Source organism: Acinetobacter sp. AYS6 (genome assembly GCF_025630795.1).
GTDB lineage: Bacteria > Pseudomonadota > Gammaproteobacteria > Pseudomonadales > Moraxellaceae > Acinetobacter.
In genome coordinates this window covers 1-20,406 of sequence record NZ_JAOTNV010000002.1, presented here as the reverse complement: position 1 = coordinate 20,406, position 20,406 = coordinate 1, and the positions used below count along the sequence as shown (strand labels likewise).

Sequence of the window (20,406 nt, the reverse complement as noted above, 5' to 3'; positions counted from 1 at the left end):
GCAAAGAGCTTGCCAATATAGATTTTTAATAAAGAAGATAAGATTGAAGGTATTGAAATACATGGGATTAGAGCATTATATTTTTGAATTTTCGTTCTAATTTAGCTTTAAAAATGAAAGTTTATTATTCGGTATATATTTAAAATGCACTGATTAATTGCGAATCAAGCACAATAAAAAAGCACTTTAAAAGTGCTTTTTTATGTAGATCTGCTGATTGGATGAATTAAGACTGCAATTGCTTTTTGTTGTGTCGTAAAGAGAGGTAAGCAGTGATTGCCAACACTATTACGATAAAGCTTAACGAGATCCAGATTGGCATGTGGAACACATCAAGCAACAACATTTTTGCACCAATGAACAATAAGATGATACCTAAACCGTACGGCAAGTAATGCAATTTAGATGCAGCGCCAGCAAGCAAGAAGAACATTGCACGTAAACCTAAAATAGCCATTAAGTTCGCTGTTAAAACAATAAACGGATCGCTGGTTACCGCGAAAATAGCAGGGATAGAGTCTACTGCGAAAATAACGTCAGACGCTTCAACCAAAATTAACACTAGAAATAACGGCGTTGCCCACAATAAACCATTTTGACGGACAAAGAATTTGTCACCTTCCAGCTGCGGCGTAATACGCATGTGCTTACGTAACCATTTTAGAGCCTTGATATCTTCAATATTGGTTTCTTCTTCTTGGCCTTTTAAGAATTTGAAGCCTGTATATACCAAGAACGCGCCAAAGATATAAAGCACCCATGAAAACTCTTGAACAAACCATGCGCCAATAAAGATAAACAGAGTACGCAGTACGATTGCGCCTAATACGCCGTAGAGCAAAATTTTACGTTGTAGTGCAGCTGGAATAGCAAATGCCGCGAAAATCATTAACCAGACGAAAACGTTGTCAATCGCAAGTGACTTTTCGAGTAAGTAACCTGCAAAGTATTCCATGGTTTTTTGATTTGCTAAGGTTACACCAGCAGTTTGCTGTAGATACAGCCACAAACCACCACCAAATAACATTGCAACACTTACCCAAGCGACACTCCAGTAAGCAGCTTGCTTGATAGAAACATCTTGGCCTTGTTTTTGTTTAAAACCTAAGAAGTCCACTAAAAGCATGACAATGACAATGCCAAAGAATGCTATGTACAGCCATAGATTGCCGATTGTTTCCATAAATCCTCCTCACATCCGGCAATTGGGCATAAAAAAACCTCGACCAGTTGCCAGATGAATTAAAACATCTGTATCAACATGATCAAGGTCTTGCCTACATCATGAATTTCACGATGCTCAGATACCGACTTTTTAATAAAAGTGTATTGACGATATCTGACACATAACATTGCTGTTATGTTTGGAGGAGGCTACTCCCCTTGTCAAACTAAATTCTATTTTGGATAAAACATATCCAATTTCACATAGAATGGCAGATTTTTTAGGATTACGCAACTGAGCTTAGCTACGTGTTTTTAAATATAAAAAAGGAATTTAGGAGCTATTTAATCAAACCTCGGTCTAAAAGCGGTTTACATATAATCTGGTAGAGATGAATAAAGAATGCGGTTAAGTGCGTACCGTAAGCATTCCAGAAGTAATAACCCGCCGTATTGACCAACAGCGCGACAATAAAAGCGCCCAACATATCTAAAGGGAAATGCACACCTAAATAAATACGTGACCATGCTACGATAAATGACAAAAATAGAAGAATGATTCCGATCATTTTGCGCTGTGCAAATAAATAAGACAGAGCAATGGTACTGAAAATCAGCATATGATTACTTGGAAAAGAAGCCGTTGGTGCATGGTCAATAAAAGTATTACCTACCCCCATTACAAACGGTCGTGCGTGATGGTAAAACAGAGAAATAACGTAACCTACTAAAAGCGATATGCACGTTAAAAAGATAGACTTAATGACCCTATTTTTTAAATCTTGATCGCCATAGAACCATAAAAATGTAAGGATGAATAAAAGAATATAGAGGAGATCATTAGCAAAAAAGATTGCAAGACGAATGATAAATTGACTCGCATCCTGAGCACCATTAATGACATGGAATAAGCTAAGGTTGAGTGTTTCTAAAGACATTCATATTCCAAACAAGAACAAAAACGTGAGCTATGATAAAGAATTAAGCTTAATAGCTTGATAGAGAATTGTCACAAAAATGAAATATAGTTGGTTTGTGAGTAAAGATTAAACAGCAGGTCTAGATAATTTTTAATGCGTGATCTGGACGTTAATATTAAAGTGTTAGCGTGTTGGCACTTTATTCGAGAACGTTATTTTATGACTACTCAAGAAAAACAGAAAAAATTAAGTTTGAGGCCCCTATCTCCAAGAGATCCAAAACAGCCGCATAGAGCAGCAACTCCCCTCGAATTATTGTTTGATTTAATTTTTGTGGTCGCGATTGCAACAGCTGGGCAGCAGTTACATCATGCGATTATTGAAAATCACCTCTGGCATGCATTACCAAGCTACCTGATGGTTTTTTTTGCGCTGTGGTGGGCATGGATGAATTTTTCGTGGTTTGCTTCAGCTTATGATAACGATGATGTATTGTATCGATGCCTTACTTTTGTACAGATTGTGGGATCATTGGTGATGGCGGCAGGTATTCCTGATGTATTCCGTAGTCAGGATTTTGACATCATTATTGTGGGCTATGTGATCATGCGCATGGCACTCGTTACCCAGTGGTTACGTGCAGCAAAACATGATCCGGCACGGCGAATTACGGCTTACCGCTATGCAATCGGTATTGTATTGGTTCAGGTGGGTTGGCTCGTTGCTAATTTTGCACACATACTTTCTATCCCTCTATTTTTATTTCTGGTTGCGATGGAGCTATTTATTCCTATCTATGCAGAAAAATATTCACCAACGCCGTGGCACCCTCATCATATTGTAGAGCGCTATGCCCTACTTACAATTATTGTGTTGGGTGAGTCGATTGTCGGTAGCTTTAATGCAATACGTGATGCTTTAGCCGCTCAGTCGATGAATATCCCTGCCGTTTTCTTAATGATCGGTGGATTGCTGCTGATGTTCGCAATGTGGTGGGCTTATTTCGATCGTAGTGAACAACACCATCATTTTAAAGGTGTGCGTCCGTTTGTTTGGGGTTATGGCCATTATTTTGTTTTTGTCAGTATTGCTGCGGTGGGTGCTGCACTTGCTGCCGCCGTAGATGTCACAACGCATCATGCCCATATTTCCGATCTATATATGGGAGTCGTCGTTGCGGTGAGTGTTGTGCTCTATACCACCTGTATTTGGGTACTTTACGAATTTGAATGTTTAGCGGGAAGCAGCAAATGGTTTTACCCGATCACGGCACTCATCATTTTATGTATTCCGTTTATTTGTAATAACGTGGGATATAGCGTTTTTGCGATGGGTATTGTCTATAGTTTACGTTTAATCGTTTCTAATAAATTTATGGCCAATATAGAGCCAGAAAAAGTTTAAAAATAATTGATATAAAAAAACGGGTCTCAATTTGAAACCCGTTTTTTTATTGAATCATCTAAAGCGGAAGTTAAGCAGCTTTTGCTTTTAATGCGCTCATAAGTTTTTGATGTAAGCCACCAAAGCCACCGTTAGACATAATCACAACGGCATCGCCCTCACCTGCTTCATTGACAATACGGTCAATAATTTCGTCAAGTGAACGGCTTACTTGGGCGCGATTAGAAGAAGCTTCAATCACAGGTTGTAAGTCCCAATCTAGGCCTTCTGGCTGATACCAGATGACTTCATCTGCTAAACGTGCTGAATGTGCTAAGCCATCTTTATGACTGCCCATACGCATTGTGTTTGAACGTGGTTCAATAATGGCCCATAAACGGCGTTCACCTAAACGTTTACGTGCGCCATCTAAAGTCGTGTCAATTGCAGTTGGATGGTGAGCGAAGTCGTCATAAACCTCAATACCATTGACTGTACCGAGTAACTCCATACGACGTTTTACACCGCCAAAGTTAGACAAAGCTTCACAAGCTTGTTCAAGCGTAACACCCACATGCTGAGCGGCTGCAATCGTTGCCAAAGCATTCGCTACGCTATGTTGCCCTGTCATGGTCCATTTCACTTCACCAACGACATTGCCATTTTCGAGTACTTTAAAATGGCTGCCATCAATTGAGATTAATTCAGCAGATAAAGCAGCTTTTTCATTCGCTTCTAAACTTGTGCGAATTACTGGCGTCCAGCAGCCCATTTCGAGCACTTCATCAATATGCGTTTCAGTAATTGGCGCAATAATGCGGCCTTCACTTGGAATAGTACGAACAAGATGATGGAATTGCTTTTGAATCGCGGCTAGATCATCAAAAATATCGGCATGGTCAAATTCAAGGTTATTTAAAATCGCCGTTTTTGGGTGATAGTGAACAAACTTAGAACGTTTATCAAAAAAAGCAGAGTCATATTCGTCGGCTTCAACGCAGAAGTATTTGCCACCGCCTAAACGGGCACTTTCGCTAAAACCAAGTGGAACACCACCAATTAAAAAGCCTGGATTTAAACCAGCCTGATCAAGTACCCAAGCTAGCATGGTGGTAGTCGTAGTTTTACCATGAGTACCTGCTACACCAAGTACATGTTTACCTTGCAAAACATGATCGGCAAGAAACTGAGGGCCAGAAATATATGGCAAACCTTCGTTAAGCATATATTCCACAGCATCAATACCACGTTTCATGGCATTTCCGACAATAACCAAGTCCGGATGAGGCTGTAAATGGCTACGGTCATAGCCTTGCATGAGTGTAATACCTGCGTTCTCTAACTGGGTAGACATCGGTGGGTAAACGTTTAAATCGGAACCGGTTACCGTATGTCCTAAATCACGAGCTAAAAGTGCTAAAGAGCCCATAAAAGTGCCACAAATACCCAAGATATGCAGATGCATTGCTCGCCTTCTCCACTGCTTTTGTACACAATATTCATATGAATGATTGTGTGTGCATTATTGATAAATTTGCCAGCAACGATAGCAAGGCTAAACTCGAAAAGATAGTCAAAAATCGTTGTTGTTCTATGTGTTTGAGGCTCTGACAAAAGCACATCTTTATTTTTTCGATTTAAGCTGAATTACAGCTTTATCTTTTATAATGTTTTGTATCTTTAGAATACTTAAATCATCGTGAAGATGAAGGATGTGCCTTTGAGCCCAACGGTTTTAGCTTTTGCGCTATTAATTATTTCTAACTGCTTTATGACACTTGCATGGTATGGGCATCTTAAATTTTTGCACCATGCTCCACTCTGGCAAGCGATTTTATTTGGTTGGATTATTGCCCTGCTTGAATATAGTTTTATGATTCCGGCAACTCGTATGCTAAGTGCGCAAGGCTGGCTACTCGGCGAAATGAAAATTACACAAGAAGTGGTCACACTGATTGTATTTGTACCGTTTATGCTTTTCTTGTTTAAGCAACCCTTTAAACTCGATTATTTGTGGGCAATGGTATGTTTATTTGGGTGTGTTTATTTCGTATTTAGAAGCCAATAATCTGCAATGGCTTGTAGAGAATCAATTATTCAATACAAGCTCTTAATCTTCCAAATCCCTGATGATCTTGCAGAATGTTTAAATAATATTAATAAAATTTGAGAATGTGTCACTTTTAAACCATGACATTTTTTGATGAGATTAAAAATATTCGCAGAGCTGGTCAGTTAAATTTTCGTGAGATGAAAAATCAGTCTATAATAACGGGCTTCCGAACCATTTAAAACTTGGCTCTCGTCGAGATTTATCTTCTTTTACTTTTGTCTCTGGAACATTAGCAATGAATGCGGCCGCAGCACAAGACGCTCAACCTCTCGTTGGAATTATTATGGGTTCTCAATCTGATTGGGCAACTCTCGAAAACACAGCCAATATGCTTAAACAGCTTGGTGTCCCATTTGAAGCGGAAGTGGTATCTGCTCATCGTACTCCAGATCGTTTATTTGAATACGCAGAAACTGCGCGTGATCGCGGTATCCAAGTGATTATTGCTGGTGCAGGCGGTGCAGCGCATTTACCTGGAATGTGTGCCGCAAAAACTGATTTACCAGTTTTGGGTGTGCCAGTTAAATCATCAATTTTAAATGGCGTAGATTCTTTGCTTTCAATCGTACAAATGCCAGCAGGTATTGCTGTGGGTACTTTAGCGATTGGTCCAGCGGGTGCGACGAATGCTGCAATTATGGCGGCACAAATCTTAGGTTTAACTCGTCCTGAAATCGCGAAAAATGTTGCAGATTTCCGCGCTGCGCAAACCGATAAGGTTGCAAGCAAAAATATTCCGGGTCAGGTGTAAGAGGCTGAGATGGATAAAACTATCGGTATTTTTGGTGGTGGGCAATTGGGTCGAATGATGGCTCAAGCAGCGTTACCATTAAATATTCAGTGTACTTTTTTTGAAGCAAATACAGATTGTCCAGCAGGTGTTTTAGGCCAAGTCTTTTCTAGCCAAGATGAGCAAGGTTTAAAGCAGTTTATTGAAAGTGCTGATGTTTTCAGTCTTGAGTTTGAAAATACACCAGTTGAAGATGTGGATGTTTTGACACAAACCAAAACATTGCACCCTCCCCGAGTTGCTTTAGCGACTGCACAAAATCGTTTGTCAGAAAAAGCTTTGTTTGATGAACTTACGATTCCTGTTGCGCCGTATCGTGCTGTAGATAGTCTAGAAAGCTTGAAAAAGGCTGTGGCTGAGCTTGGTTTACCGATCGTGCTTAAGACTGCAACTGGCGGATATGATGGTAAAGGTCAGTTTGTACTTCGTTCAGAAGACCAGATTGACACTGCATGGGCTGAACTTGGTCCTGCAAAAAGTCTAGTTGCCGAAAGCTTTGTTAAATTCTCTCGTGAAGTTTCAATTATTGCGGTGCGCGGCCAAAATGGTGAAGTAAAAACTTGGCCATTGGCTGAAAATCACCACCATAATGGCATTTTATCGCACTCAATCGTACCTGCACCGAACAGTGAAGCTCTACAACCTGTTGCTCAAGACTACATTACGCGTTTGTTAAATCATCTCAACTATGTAGGTGTGCTAACTCTCGAGCTATTTGTGACAGAACAAGGCTTATGTGCAAATGAGATGGCACCACGTGTGCATAACTCAGGTCACTGGTCAATTGAAGGCGCTGTTTGTTCTCAGTTTGAAAACCATATTCGAGCTGTTGCAGGTCTGCCATTAGGCTCAACAGACGTTGTACGCCCAACGGTTATGATCAATATCATTGGTCAGCATCCTAAAACTGAAGATGTACTTGCCTTAAATGGTGCTCATCTACATCTTTATAACAAGTCAGAACGTGCTGGCCGTAAGTTAGGCCATATCACTTTAATGCCTGTGGATAGTAATGAACTGACGAAATTGTGCCGTCAATTGGCAGAAATTTTGCCAGAACCACTCGCTTTAACAGCAGATATGACCCTCTAAAGCATTTCTTATTCTCTAAAAAGCGATCTTCGGATCGCTTTTTTATCTTTTAAATTTAAAAAATAATAAATCGTGAGAATTTTTGATTTGTGGATAACTTTTTGTGGATAATTTTGAATTTAAATATTGATGGTATTTTTAAATTTAAAAAAGTGAAACCTGATGGTTTTGAATTTAAAGTTAGTTATCCATAGAAGATTTTGATTTATAGCTAAGAGCAGAGTTTGTAGTTTTTGAATTCAAAACCTGTAATGTTTGCTGAAATATTTTAAATTCAAAATAACGTAGTAAGTTTGAATTTAAAATATAGGATGTTTTTTGAATTTAAAAATACAGGTTGTTGGGTTGATTGGATTTGCCGTTTCACAAAGAATAATGAAATATAGAATAAAATCAATAAATAGTACTGTTTTTGCTCGATTGTGGATAAGTTTATCCACAGAAACGCCAGCTTTATAGTTTAAATTTAAAATAAGGTTTTTGAATTTAAACTATGCGCTATTGTTTTGAATTCAAAACTGGCGATGCACTTTAGAGAAGTTTTAAATTCAAAATAAAGTGGGAAATTTGAATTTAAAACAGTGGAAATGAATTTAAAGAAGAGATTATGAATTCAAATTTACGTTTTCTCTCTGAAATTTTAGACTCATAATGGTATGGTACTTAAAAATTTAAATTCAAAAATTGAAACTGGGATAATATGCGACGTTTTTCTTGTATTGTTGGCTCTGTATTTTTAGCAATGACTCAGGCTCAAGCAGAGCTCGTAATTAATGGTTCTACAATATCTAGCAATGCTACTGTTCCAGTAGTAACTAGCGAAGATTATACGCCTAATAATAATTTCCAAAGTTGTTTGGCAAATTTACGTTCTCAAGCAATTGCTGCGGGAGTCTCGGGAACAACCTATGACCGTTATACTCAAAACTTAACTCCAGATTATTCAGTTATTGATAAATTAAACTATCAACCAGAATTTTCGACACCAATTTGGGATTATCTTTCTGGGTTAGTTGATGAAGAACGTGTTGAGCTTGGAAAACAAAAACTGGCGCAATATCGCGATGTTTTAAATCGTGCTTCTCAGACCTACGGTGTTCCACCGGAAACAATTGTGGCAGTGTGGGGTGTGGAAAGTAATTTTGGTGATATTTCTGGAAAATATCCTTTATTACAAGCACTCGGGACTTTAAGTTGTGAAGGTCGTCGACAAAGTTATTTCCGTACTGAATTTTTTGCCACCATGCGTATTTTACAGCGCGGTGACTTAACCGAAGATCAACTGAAAGGTTCATGGGCTGGGGCATTTGGACATACGCAATTTATGCCATCGACCTATGAACGTTTAGCGGTTGATTTTGATGGAGATGGTCGTCGCGATTTAGTATCGAGTACTGCAGATGCATTAGCATCAACGGCTAATTTCTTGAATAAAGCCGGTTGGCAAACAGGAATGCCATGGGGTTTTGAAGTAAAAGTTCCTCAAGGCATGTCAATTGATGGAGAAGGGCGACGTTCAAAGAAAGCATTAAGTAGCTGGAGTGCACGAGGTGTAACTCGAATTGATGGCTCCCCACTTGTTCAAGGGGCTTTATCTGGTAGTACTTCGGCTGGTTTAATGGCTCCAGCGGGGGTAAATGGTCCAGTATTCTTAGTATTTAAGAATTTCGATGCTATTTATAGTTATAACGCTGCGGAAAGTTATGGTCTTGCAATTGCTCATCTATCTGATCGGTTAAAAGGCGCTCGTCCTTTTGCAACATCGTGGCCAACTGATGATCCAGGAACTTCACGTGCAGAACGTCGTGAAATCCAACAATTTTTGATTAATCGCGGCTACGATATTGGTGCAGTTGATGGTCTGATTGGCGATAAAACTCGTGTGGCTATTCGTCAGGAACAAACCCGTTTAGGTTTAAATCCAACAGGACGGGCAGGGCAACAAATTTTACGTGCTTTCCGTCAAGAACAAGCTCAAAAAATGATGCAATAAGCTGAAAATAATAAAAAAGGTCTGCATATGCAGACCTTTTTTATAGATACTTATATAAGATTGCTACTCTAATTTAACCGCTTCCAAAATATCAAAAATAACTGAAGTGACATCTTGGCTTAAATCACGATCATTAAAGATTTCATACGCAGTGATCGTGACATCAGTATCACTTGGTAATTGCTTTTGCTCTTCTTCAATTAAATGTTCAATCGGTAACAGAGTTTGTTTTACTTCAAGATGGAGGATATCTTTATATTCGATATTTTCATCTTCAAGCTCGATTTCATGCTCATTGAAAAAGGGAATTAGAATAGAATGAAGATACGGTTTGATTTCAATAATATCAAACAGTTCAATATCACGTGTTTGTTCAATTGTGCTGATATGATCATTTACTTCAATCAGGATATGATAGTAACTCATCTTGATCTCCATTCTATTTTCGTTAGCTCTTATGTCCACAATAACATGACTTTGATATGAATTTCGATGTATCTATCTAGAAATAGATACATCATTTTATATCAAGTTCTTTATTATTGAGGTAAAGCACTCAATAGATCACGATCAGCATCTGTAAGACCAGTGACTTTTCTATCACCATCTTTACGAACAGAGTACATCAATGCATTTGGTTGATCACTATGTTTTAAGCCAAGCGCATGTCCTAACTCATGTGCAATTGTTAAACGTAAATCATCAATAGATTTAAACTCATAAATCACAATTTGTTTACCGTTATAGATCCCTTTTTTAAAGACATCCGCTTGAGCATTTTGCTTAAATTGGTTCAATGAATCATTAAATTCATTATTAATCTGATTAAAATGAGTCACTTTGACATTTAAATCTTTAGCTTGCTCATTATATGCAGCAATTTCTTTTTTCAAAGCAACAGTTTGTTTTTGCAAATCTTTCTGAGTTTTAGCCAAAGATTTAGCACTGTATTCAGGTGCTAATTTTCCTTGGTTAAGCTGCATCATTTGCTGGTCAAGATTTTTCAATTTGCCATTCAAAATCTGCTTTTTATTTTCAAGGTCAGATTGAGTTTGAGCAAGTGTTTGCTTCAATTGTTTAATTTGTTGCTGTTCATCAATTACACGTTGTTGTTCTTGCTGGAATTGAGCTGCAATTTTTTGACGCTGTTCAGAACGACTTTGGCTATTATCGTAAACTAGACGAATTTCTAACTTTGCATTTGGATCATAAGTAAAATAATCCTGACCAGTACCTTGCTTCCAAATGTCCGCAGCTTGTTGACTAATCTGAATTAATTGGTCTTGGCTTAAACCAAAACGTGGATCAATTTCAGCAATTTTATAAGTCAGATGTTGACCTGCTTTTTGCTGGATTTGAGTATGAGCTGGAGTAGCAAGATTAGCATTAGCCTGAAAATTAGAAAAAGCGAAGGCTACGCCTAATAACAAAGATGTTAAACGCATAATCGAAGGGGGAGATTTGAAAAAAAACGTATTATAAGAATATAAAATGAAAAATCAATCAAAAAACGTACAATTTCGATAAATAAATGAGACTTTTGTCTCATTATTTTTTACCAAATGCCAAATTGTTTTTTAGTAGAAGTTTAATATATTCGGTTTTGTTTAGTTTTTTTAATCATTTAACTTTAATGATTTTCCTTAATTGAACTATAAATTGAACCTAATAACTCTAAATCTGAATTTGTTAATTTAAAATTATGAATGTCTTGCTCTTTTAAAAGAGGGTACATAAGAGATTTAGGATCAGTAGTATGTTTTAGCCCTAAAGCATGGCCAAACTCATGCGCAAGGGTCAAACGTAAATCGTTTAAAGAGGTATAACCATAAATTTGAATTTGGTTTTGACTAAATAAGCCTTTATGGAAAGGTTCTATACTAATTTTTTGCTCTAGTTTAAATTGTGTTTTTAAAGCGGCTAAATCACTTTGCTCTTGATTTAGTTCTTTAATTTTTAAGTTAAGCAATTGAATTTTAAAATTTAAATCATTTGATTCATTTTTTATATTTTCCGATTTTTGCTCCAGTTGTTTTTGCCGTTCTTTTAACTCATCGGCACGATAGTATTGATGTTCTCCTTGATTAAAGCGTGTTACGTCTCGTTGATATTGTTCAAACTCAGCTCTTAGACTTATCTTTTTCTTATTCAAATCAGATGATAGCTGACTAATTTCTTGTTTGTTTAGAACAATTTCCTCATTTTTAAGACTCCATTGTTCCTGCTTTTGCAAAAGAGTATTCAAACTGTTTTGCTGCTCATTTTTAATTATTTGATGATCATCATAAATTAGATTAATTGATAACTGTGCTTCTGAATCATAAGTAAAATAGGTTTTTCCCGTCTCTGTCTGCCAGATTTCAGCAGCTTGCTGGCTAACCTCCATAAATTGTTCTTTAGTGAGTTGAAACCGAGGGTCAATAAAGGCGATTCGATATTTTAAAGGTTGTTGAGATGAACTGATTGGTAAGTTGCTTTGAGCAAACAGCATTGTTTGTAAGCCCATGTATAAACACAAGCTCAATCCCCACCATAGAAATCTTTTCATGGCAAAATAAAAAATATAAATAAATCTTATTGTTAGCTAATTAATTAACTTCGTCAAAATGATAAAAAATACAGGAGAGTGGGTGGGCTTTGTGATCTTGGTAAAAAAAATTAAAAAGATGTCTTTAGATTTGGCAATAATGGAATAATTAATGTAATAAGTAACAATGTATTTTTGTTTAGAAAATCTTTTTTATAATTAATAGATTAGTTTTTATAAGTGACCTTTTTGACATTAAATATTTAAAAAATATCCTTAAAAAACTATTGTTATTTTTTGTAACAAATAAAAAAACCGCGCCTAAGCGCGGTTTTTTATTAAAGAAACAAATTATTTTTTGTCATCTTTAACTTCAGTGAATTCTGCATCTACAACGCCATCATCAGCTTTTTGTTGACCAGCATCGCCACCTTGGAATGCATTTGGATCAAAGCCTTCTGCACCACCAGCTTGTTGTGCTTGTTCATAAGCACGTTGAGTGATAGGCATCAAGATGTTTTGTAAAGCTTCAGTTTTAGCTTTGATATCTTCAACATCATTTTCTTTAGTTGCTGTTTCAAGTTCAGAAACCGCAGTACTTACAGCTGTTTTTTCATCTTCAGTAACTTTATCACCAAGATCTTTTACAGCTTTGTTCGAGCTTGAAATCAATGCATCAGCTTCGTTACGAGCTTTTGCAAGTTCTTCAAACTTACGATCTTCTTCAGCATTCGCTTCAGCATCTTTAATCATTGCTTCGATTTCAGCATCAGACAAACCTGAGTTCGCTTTAATCTGGATCGATTGCTCTTTACCAGTACTCTTATCTTTAGCAGATACTTTCAAGATACCATCAGCATTGATGTCGAAAGATACTTCAATTTGTGGCACACCACGTGGAGCAGGTGGGATGTCGCCTAATTGGAAGTTACCCAACAATTTGTTTTGTTGAGCCATCTTACGTTCACCTTGGTAAACAGAAATATCTACAGCAGGCTGGTTGTCAGCAGCAGTAGAGAACACTTGTGATTTCTTCGCAGGAATCGTCGTGTTTTTCTCAATGATTGGTGTTAATACACCACCCATTGTTTCAATACCTAAAGTTAATGGTGTTACGTCTAATAAAAGAACATCAGTTTTGTCACCAGACAATACCGCACCTTGAATCGCAGCACCGATTGCTACTGCTTCGTCAGGGTTCACGTCTTTACGTGGCTCTTTACCAAAGAATTCTTGTACTTTTTGTTGTACAAGTGGCATACGAGATTGACCACCAACCAAGATCACGTCAGAGATGTCAGAAGTCGAAAGACCAGCATCTTTAAGCGCGATACGGCAAGGCTCAATTGTACGAGCAACTAAATCAGCAACCAAACCTTCAAGTTTTGCACGAGTTACGTTGATCACTAAGTGTTTAGGACCAGTCGCATCAGCAGTGATGTATGGAAGGTTAATTTCAGTTGCATTTGATGAAGAAAGCTCAATTTTTGCTTTTTCAGCAGCTTCTTTCAAACGTTGTAACGCAAGTGGATCATTTTTCAAGTTCACACTTTGTTCTTTCTTAAATTCTTCAACCAAGAATTCAATTAACGCGTTATCAAAGTCTTCACCACCAAGGAAAGTATCACCGTTTGTTGATAACACTTCGATTTGTTGGTCGCCATCAAGGTCTGCGATTTCAATGATTGATACGTCAAAAGTACCACCACCTAAGTCGTAAACTGCAACTTTACGGTCGCCTTCTTTTTTATCCATACCGAACGCAAGTGCAGCAGCAGTTGGTTCGTTAATGATACGTTTAACGTCTAGGCCAGCAATTTTACCCGCATCTTTAGTCGCTTGACGTTGCGCATCGTTAAAGTAAGCAGGAACAGTAATAACTGCTTCTGTAACTGTTTCACCTAAATAGTCTTCTGCAGTTTTCTTCATCTTTTTCAAGATTTCAGCAGAGATCTGTTGAGGTGCTAATTTTTTATCGTTTACTTCAACCCAAGCATCGCCATTGTCAGCTTTGATGATTTTATAAGGTACAAGACCGATGTCTTTTTGTACCGCTTGATCTTCATAACGACGACCGATTAAACGCTTGATAGCGAATAATGTATTTTTCGGGTTAGTTACTGCCTGACGCTTAGCACTTTGACCTACTAAGATCTCGCCATCTTTATAAGCGATGATCGATGGAGTTGTACGTGCGCCTTCAGCGTTTTCGATTACTTTTACTTTATCGCCTTCAAGTACAGCAACGCATGAGTTGGTAGTACCTAAGTCAATACCAATAATTTTTGCCATGTGACGTTTTCCTCAAAAATTCTTTTGCAATGTTTTTGCTTGTTATCCGATATGAGAGTGAATCTATTTTTTTCAAGCGTTTTAGCTAAAAAAAATCTAAAAACTCTCAAAAATTTACTTATTGACCAACCATAACCATAGCAGGGCGTAATAAGCGTCCATTCAAGGTATAGCCTTTTTGTAAAACGGTGCCGATTTCATTTGCTTTAGCATTAGGATCAATACCTACTGCCTGATGTAAATCTGCATTGAAACCATTTTTAGTATCAGCCTCTACAATGCCAAATTTTTCAAGCGCAGTTAACAGTGACTTCAAGGTTAATTTGATACCTTCAAGTACTGGTGTTTCTTCATCACCCGCTGCTTGAATTGCACGCTCTAGATTGTCTACAGAATCCAGTAATTCTTTTGCAAATTTTTCAAGCACAGTTTCCTTATGCTTTTCAGACTCACGTTGAATACGCTCTACACTTTTTTGTGCTTCGTAAACAGCATTCGCTGTACGTGCTTTTTCAAGTTTAAGACTTTCTTCTAATTTAGTGATTTGCGCTTGTAAAGATTCAACGGTAACGTCGTTTGCTTGCTCTACACCTTCAGCCTGAGTTTGCTCATTAGATTGCTCTGCTTGCTCGTGTTGAATGTCTTGAGCTTGCTCATTTTGCTCATTAGCCATTGATGATCTCCGTTTAAATGGGTTTTTAAACATGTACAGTCCTTTTGGCATCAGTATTTACTGGGTAAAACCTGAACTGCCATGCATATGCTGTAATTCATTAATAGGGATGAAGTATGGGCATTGCCTAAAAATTCAAGCGTACACGGCAATTTAAAACTTTTAATTTTGCGGTTTTAAGTAAAAATCTAAATTTTCGATCATAAAAGCAATAAATTCCTGCGTTATTTTGGGTAAATGTTGCCGAGATGCATATACCACTGACAGACTTAATTCCGGAGCTGAAAAGTTTTTAAATAAAGGAACTAATCTTTTTTCTTTTAAATCTTTTTTTACTAATAAAGAAGGCAACATTGCCACACCTTGGGCATGTACACACATATCATAAACAGCATTTACATCATTACTTTTAAAGGTCACGTTTAAAGGATAATTCTGCGGTTGTTGCTCTTCATCAAAAAGAGTCCAGAATTGATGTTGGCTATGGTGAGCTAAACATTCATGTTGAATAAGTTGTCTTGGATGAGAGAGGGGACTATGCTCTTTTAAATAGTCTGGATGAGCACAGAAAACGGACTCGATTTGACAAACAGGTCTCGCAATTAATCCATCTGCAACTTTTTGTGTTATACGCAAAGCTAAATCGACCTGAGCATCAATTAAGTCCATTGTATTTTCAGTCAGATATACATCAAATTGAATATGTGGATGTTGCTGTTTAAATTGACGAATACATTCCCCAACTCCTAATTGAAATAAAAATAAACCACAGGTAAAGCGAATCGTACCGTTATGTTGCTCAGGTGCGGCTAACTCTTGAAGAAGTTGCTGTTGTTGTAAAATATTTTCGCAGTAGAGGAGGGCTTTTTCACCTGCTGGTGTGAGAGATATTTTTCGTGTATTTCTTTGAAATAGTCGAGTTGAGAATGTGTGCTCTAGGTACTCTAGATAGCGTGAAACCATGGCACGGGAATAATTTAGGTGTTCTGCGGCTTTGGTTAAATTGCCATGCTGAGCAATAGAAACAAAGACGTGTATGGCTTTTAATGTATCCATATGCTTTATCATTATTACAATATATGCAACAGTTTATCTTAATTTAGTGCATTTACCTTACAGGAATTGCAATTTAAAGTATTTCTCATGAAATTGGAGAATACATAATGAAATTTTTTAAATTAACAGCTTCAGCTCTAGCAACTGCCACCGCTTTGACAATGGCTTCCTCCGCTTTTGCGCAAGATCTAAAAATCCAAAGTTTTCTGGCTAAACCAGAACATTTTGGGGTGACTTCTACTTTAATTGAAGGTGATAAGGAAGTTCTATTGGTTAATGCGCAATTCTCAAAATCTGAAGCATTACGCATTGCTGCCGATATTTTAGATAGCGGCAAAACCTTAAAAACAATTTTCGTAAGCTATGGCGATCCAGATTATTACTTTGGCTTAGATGTATTTAAACAGTACTTCCCAAATGTACAAATTATTGCAACGCCGGAAACAGTTAAACATATTCAAGATACTCAAGCGCTCAAAGTGAAGTATTGGGGTCCACAAATGGGTGCAAATGCGCCTAGCCAAATTATTGTGCCTCAAGCTTATACTGCTAAAACTTTAAAGTTAGAGAATGAGTCAATTGAAATTAAAGGTAAGAAAGAACTCACTTATTTATGGATTCCTTCTTCAAAAGCAGTAGTAGGTGGTATTCCTGTATCTTCAGGTATTCATTTATGGATGGCAGATACACCAAAAGTTAAAGACCGCAATGAAGTGATTCAAACTCTAGAAAGTATTAAAGCGCTTCAACCTCAAACGGTTGTTCCAGCACATATGGTTGAGGGTGCTCCACAAGGTTTGGATGCGGTTAACTTTTCGATTGATTATCTCAAGAGTTATGAGAAAGCAGCCAAAGTAAGTAAAAATGCGAGTGAGCTGAGTCAGCTCATGCAAAAACAATATCCAACATTAAAGAGTGTGGATAGTCTTGAGCTAGGTGCAAAAGTTGTAAAAGGCGAGATGCAATGGCCGTAATTTAAATCGAAATATAATAAATTTTCAGAGAAGCCGAGGTCTATGCCCGGCTTTTTTAATGAGAAAAGGATTTTTTAAGCAAAAAACCTCTGTAACATTCTACGTACCTTATATAGCGTTTCTATGAAGAGAATTTTTTTGAGTAGAGCAAAAGCCTAAGATAAAAATTAAAAATTGATAAAATTAAACAAAAGCTTAAGCTCCTACTTCTATATAAAAGCTAGAGATAAGAGGAGGGAAGTGAATTTAATAAAAAATTGCACAATTTGTACTTCTATTACTACAAAAGACAACCAATGATACGCACGCCGAAAAAAAAAATTGTGAATTATAGGCAGCGCGAAGATGAACTTTGCATTTGAATGTTTGTCGTAATGAAAGGAAAGCGATTATGAAAAAATTAGGTCTTATCTCTGTAGTACTTGCTGGTGTTGCTTTTACAGCTGTTGGTTGTGCATCTGAAGCTGGTTTAAATGCATCAGGTTCTGCTCAAACAAGTGCTAGCCCATCTGGCGTACAAGCTGGTGTAGGCGTTGATGCTGGCGTTTCTGGCCAAGCACAACCAGGTCAAGTTGATGCTGGTGCTTCAGGTTCTGTTTCAGGCTCTGCAACTGCTCAGTAATTCTTAGTGATAAGAATAGTTAAAAGATTATAGAGTCATATATTCAAGATGCCGATTTATATATGAAATGAGCTGCTACTCATTATTCTATAATTAAGAGAGTTTAGAATTCTCAAAAAAGCCCCAAAAGACGTAGCTTATTGGGGCTTTTTATATAGTAATAAATTTAGTCATCATGACGATAATCTCGATGATTATGATTACGATCTTCTACCCGTTTTTTATCCCACTCGTGGCGTCTTTTCTCGTCATCATGGCGTCTCTTATCCCATTCATGACGATTTCGATCCTGTTCGCGAGCAACTCTTCGTTGTTGTTCATATATTCTTTGACGTTCTTCCCAGCGTCTGCGTTCCCAATCGTTATATCGACGTCCATCATTGCGATCATAGCGATTACTATCATGATCATGGTAACCATAACCACCACGATAAGAAGGGTCGTCCGTATAAGCCACACAGCCTACAGTTAAAAGACTGGTTGCTAATAAAGTAACAACTAGTTTTGTTGACATAATCGTACCTCTTTTTGTCTGTTAACAATAATTGGCAAAAAAGTTCTGTTTTAAGTGACAGATTTGTTAATGACATTTGCTTTAAATCAGATTAGCGTAATTTGGGTTTTACCTTTGTATCTTGATTACGTGTGTTGTATGCGAATATAGTCAAACAACAACAGAATTCTGTAGACAATATGAAGGATAAGAGGAATTCATGGAGATAGGCATGACAGCATTCAATCAAAAAATTCAAATATTGCTAGATAAGGGCCAAGGGCCCGCTGCTCGAGCTCTTGATAAGTTACCTCGATTAGCTCAAGAATCACTTGCCAAAATTCTTGGATATTCTTACCAATATCCAGATCTCGACTCATTTACTAAATGTTTGATGGCTGTGCAAATTAAACAGGGGCGGATCGGTTTCATTGGTTCAGATCCAATTGAGTCTAGAAGACTGTTTGATAACCAAATGCTGGCTATACGCCAGAAATCAACCGAGATTGATTCAGTAGAAGATATTCGGTTACCTCTCCAAAGTGGTACAATTTTTGCGAGACACTACCATCCAGCACCGAATAAAAAATTACCGCTTCTTGTTTTTTATCACGGAGGAGGGTTTGTTGTTGGTGGTTTAGATACTCATGATGAGGTTTGCCGTATATTGGCAAAATATGCAAAAGTACAAGTACTCAGTATCGATTATCCTCTTGCGCCTGAGGTTTCTCCTCAACATTTAATCCAATCCTGTGAAGATGCTTTAGCTTGGGTATATCAAAATCGTCGACAATTAAAAATATTAAAAGGTCGAATTGCGGTAGCTGGTGATAGTGCAGGTGGAAACATCAGTACGGTCGTGGCTCAAAGATCAGTAAATAAGCCTTATGCTCCACAGGCGCAGCTTCTGATTTATCCTACAGTTGATTTTAAAAGCCGACATCCTTCCTTCTATGCTTATAACGAAGGATTGGTTTTGACAGATAACGATATCAATAATGTCACTCAATATTACGCAACCCAGCATAATGTAGAGTTAGATGACCCTATTATTTCGCCAACCTATGGCAACTTGAAGAAGAATCCACCTGCTTTTGTGATTACGGCTGGGCATGATGTATTACATGATGAAGCAAAAATCTATAGCTATAAACTACGCCAAAATGGTGTGAAAATGCATTATGAAGAATACCCAGACCAAACTCATGGTTTTATAAATTTAACGCCTATTTCTAAAAAAGCTAAACGTTACACCATCGAGTTGAGTAAAAACTTTAGAAAATTCTGGGATAAAAATAGCTAACTAAAAAATTTGGTCCATGTTTCACGTGGAACGTGGACTAATATTCAAATCTAAAATATAAGGCTTTAAATAAAAGTTAATAAATACTCACTAGAATTCTTTTATATAGATGATTAAATTTAACCTTTATTAAGTTTTGCATTTTACTGTAGGAAGATATGAAAAAATTATTAATGCTATGTTGCTTGGGTTTAAGCAGTCATTCAGTCTGGGCTGACACTTTAGTTGAAATGCAAACGAATTTAGGCAACATTGAAATACAGCTTTATGATGAGAAAGCTCCAATCAGTGTGAAGAATTTTAAAAGCTATATAAAGTCGAACTTTTATAAAGATACGATCTTCCATCGCGTAATTCCTGGATTCATGGTACAGGGCGGTGGACTTACTGCAAATATGCAAGAAAAGACCACTCGAGCACCAATCAAAAACGAAGCTGGAAATGGAATTGCTAATACACGCGGAACTTTAGCAATGGCTCGTACTGCAAATCCTGATTCAGCCACTAGTCAATTCTTTATTAATGTCGCAGATAACAGTTTTCTAAATCGCTCGGCTGGTAACCCAGGTTATGCAGTTTTCGGAAAAGTAACTAAAGGAATGGATGTAGTTGACCGTATTGTAAAGGTACCTACAACCAACGATGGAATGCATCAGAACGTTCCTAAACAACCTATTAAGATAATAGAAGTGAAAATCAAAAAAGAATGAAAATAAGTGATTTTAATTTTTATTGTTTTTTATCAATAGCTTAATTAACAATTTTAGCTTTTTTGAATTTCAGTTGGGTAAAAAAGAGTCGGTCGAACACATGTATTTAGAAAAGTGCTTGCGTACCAATTTTTTTTCCCTATAATGCACTCATCCCGACGCGATACATGAGAATATCTTAGCTTACAGGGTTAAGATGAAAGCTTGGTATTGCGTTGAATTCTGTCTCTGACGAAGAGCAGAAAAATCATTAAGAGAATTGAAGAACAACTTGTGTGGATTTTTACTGATTGATTAATCG

18 protein-coding genes and 1 pseudogene are annotated in these 20,406 nt (G+C 37.2%); 9 read left to right on the top strand and 10 right to left on the bottom strand.

The features are described from left to right. Positions 1–226 precede the first annotated feature (226 nt). Positions 227–1,183, bottom strand: a complete 957-nt coding sequence (locus tag OD757_RS00550; RefSeq protein ID WP_263030520.1) for a TerC family protein — start codon at positions 1,181–1,183, stop codon at positions 227–229. A 322-nt stretch (positions 1,184–1,505) separates the two neighbouring features. Beyond that, entirely contained in the window at positions 1,506–2,102 is a 597-nt protein-coding gene (locus OD757_RS00545) for a phosphatase PAP2 family protein (RefSeq protein ID WP_263030519.1), read from the bottom strand. Positions 2,103–2,237: 135 nt separating this feature from the next. On the opposite strand from OD757_RS00545, the gene OD757_RS00540 reads away from it, so the two are divergent. Continuing rightward, positions 2,238–3,488 (top strand): low temperature requirement protein A, encoded by a 1,251-nt coding sequence (locus OD757_RS00540; protein WP_263030518.1) that lies wholly within the window; start codon positions 2,238–2,240, stop codon positions 3,486–3,488. Between the two features lie 70 nt (positions 3,489–3,558). On the opposite strand, the gene mpl is transcribed toward OD757_RS00540, so the two are convergent. After that, positions 3,559–4,932: a UDP-N-acetylmuramate:L-alanyl-gamma-D-glutamyl-meso-diaminopimelate ligase gene (gene mpl, locus OD757_RS00535; protein WP_263030517.1), complete on the bottom strand. Its 1,374-nt coding sequence runs from the start codon at positions 4,930–4,932 to the stop codon at positions 3,559–3,561. A gap of 240 nt (positions 4,933–5,172) precedes the next feature. Here mpl and OD757_RS00530 point away from each other — a divergent pair, with 240 nt between their 5' ends. The 4 genes from OD757_RS00530 to OD757_RS00515 all read left to right on the top strand — a co-directional run bounded on the left by OD757_RS00530 (position 5,173) and on the right by OD757_RS00515 (position 9,455). Continuing rightward, positions 5,173–5,535: a DMT family protein gene (locus OD757_RS00530; RefSeq protein WP_023274349.1), complete on the top strand. Its 363-nt coding sequence runs from the start codon at positions 5,173–5,175 to the stop codon at positions 5,533–5,535. A 280-nt stretch (positions 5,536–5,815) separates the two neighbouring features. Further along, entirely contained in the window at positions 5,816–6,331 is a 516-nt protein-coding gene (gene purE, locus OD757_RS00525) for a 5-(carboxyamino)imidazole ribonucleotide mutase (RefSeq protein ID WP_002115451.1), read from the top strand. Between the two features lie 9 nt (positions 6,332–6,340). Then, the gene (locus OD757_RS00520; protein WP_263030516.1) at positions 6,341–7,462 is read left to right on the top strand and encodes a 5-(carboxyamino)imidazole ribonucleotide synthase; all 1,122 of its coding nucleotides are present in this window, start codon (positions 6,341–6,343) and stop codon (positions 7,460–7,462) included. Between the two features lie 700 nt (positions 7,463–8,162). Beyond that, a complete protein-coding gene (locus OD757_RS00515; protein ID WP_204389476.1) occupies positions 8,163–9,455 on the top strand; it encodes a lytic murein transglycosylase in 1,293 nt (430 codons plus the stop codon). 63 nt (positions 9,456–9,518) lie between these two features. On the opposite strand, the gene OD757_RS00510 is transcribed toward OD757_RS00515, so the two are convergent. From OD757_RS00510 to OD757_RS00485, 6 genes and pseudogenes are all read right to left on the bottom strand, one after another. Continuing rightward, the gene (locus OD757_RS00510) at positions 9,519–9,893 is read right to left on the bottom strand and encodes a hypothetical protein (RefSeq protein WP_014207668.1); all 375 of its coding nucleotides are present in this window, start codon (positions 9,891–9,893) and stop codon (positions 9,519–9,521) included. Positions 9,894–9,994: 101 nt separating this feature from the next. Then, positions 9,995–11,004, bottom strand: a pseudogene (locus OD757_RS00505) (M57 family metalloprotease). 81 nt (positions 11,005–11,085) lie between these two features. Beyond that, on the bottom strand, positions 11,086–12,003 hold the full coding sequence (locus OD757_RS00500) for a matrixin family metalloprotease (RefSeq protein WP_263030514.1): 918 nt from the start codon (positions 12,001–12,003) through the stop codon (positions 11,086–11,088). 330 nt (positions 12,004–12,333) lie between these two features. Then, on the bottom strand, positions 12,334–14,274 hold the full coding sequence (dnaK, locus tag OD757_RS00495; protein WP_204389491.1) for a molecular chaperone DnaK: 1,941 nt from the start codon (positions 14,272–14,274) through the stop codon (positions 12,334–12,336). Between the two features lie 118 nt (positions 14,275–14,392). Next, positions 14,393–14,947, bottom strand: coding sequence for a nucleotide exchange factor GrpE (gene grpE, locus OD757_RS00490; protein WP_263030513.1), 555 nt, complete (start codon positions 14,945–14,947; stop codon positions 14,393–14,395). Between the two features lie 162 nt (positions 14,948–15,109). Further along, a complete protein-coding gene (locus tag OD757_RS00485) occupies positions 15,110–16,003 on the bottom strand; it encodes a LysR family transcriptional regulator (RefSeq protein WP_263030512.1) in 894 nt (297 codons plus the stop codon). A 107-nt stretch (positions 16,004–16,110) separates the two neighbouring features. Here OD757_RS00485 and OD757_RS00480 point away from each other — a divergent pair, with 107 nt between their 5' ends. Together OD757_RS00480 and OD757_RS00475 are read left to right on the top strand one after the other, a co-directional pair. Continuing rightward, positions 16,111–16,977, top strand: a complete 867-nt coding sequence (locus tag OD757_RS00480; protein WP_151745566.1) for an MBL fold metallo-hydrolase — start codon at positions 16,111–16,113, stop codon at positions 16,975–16,977. Positions 16,978–17,368: 391 nt separating this feature from the next. Further along, positions 17,369–17,599, top strand: a complete 231-nt coding sequence (locus tag OD757_RS00475; protein ID WP_000733015.1) for a hypothetical protein — start codon at positions 17,369–17,371, stop codon at positions 17,597–17,599. 166 nt (positions 17,600–17,765) lie between these two features. Here the strand turns inward: OD757_RS00475 and OD757_RS00470 are convergent, their stop codons facing one another. Continuing rightward, positions 17,766–18,113 carry a hypothetical protein gene (locus OD757_RS00470; protein ID WP_263030511.1) on the bottom strand — a complete coding sequence of 116 codons (348 nt, stop codon included), beginning with the start codon at positions 18,111–18,113 and terminating at the stop codon, positions 17,766–17,768. A 211-nt stretch (positions 18,114–18,324) separates the two neighbouring features. Between OD757_RS00470 and OD757_RS00465 the strand changes: the two genes are divergently transcribed. Both OD757_RS00465 and OD757_RS00460 read left to right on the top strand, forming a co-directional pair. Next, on the top strand, positions 18,325–19,395 hold the full coding sequence (locus OD757_RS00465) for an alpha/beta hydrolase (protein WP_263030510.1): 1,071 nt from the start codon (positions 18,325–18,327) through the stop codon (positions 19,393–19,395). Between the two features lie 158 nt (positions 19,396–19,553). Further along, the gene (locus tag OD757_RS00460; RefSeq protein WP_263030509.1) at positions 19,554–20,105 is read left to right on the top strand and encodes a peptidylprolyl isomerase; all 552 of its coding nucleotides are present in this window, start codon (positions 19,554–19,556) and stop codon (positions 20,103–20,105) included. Positions 20,106–20,406: the final 301 nt, after the last annotated feature.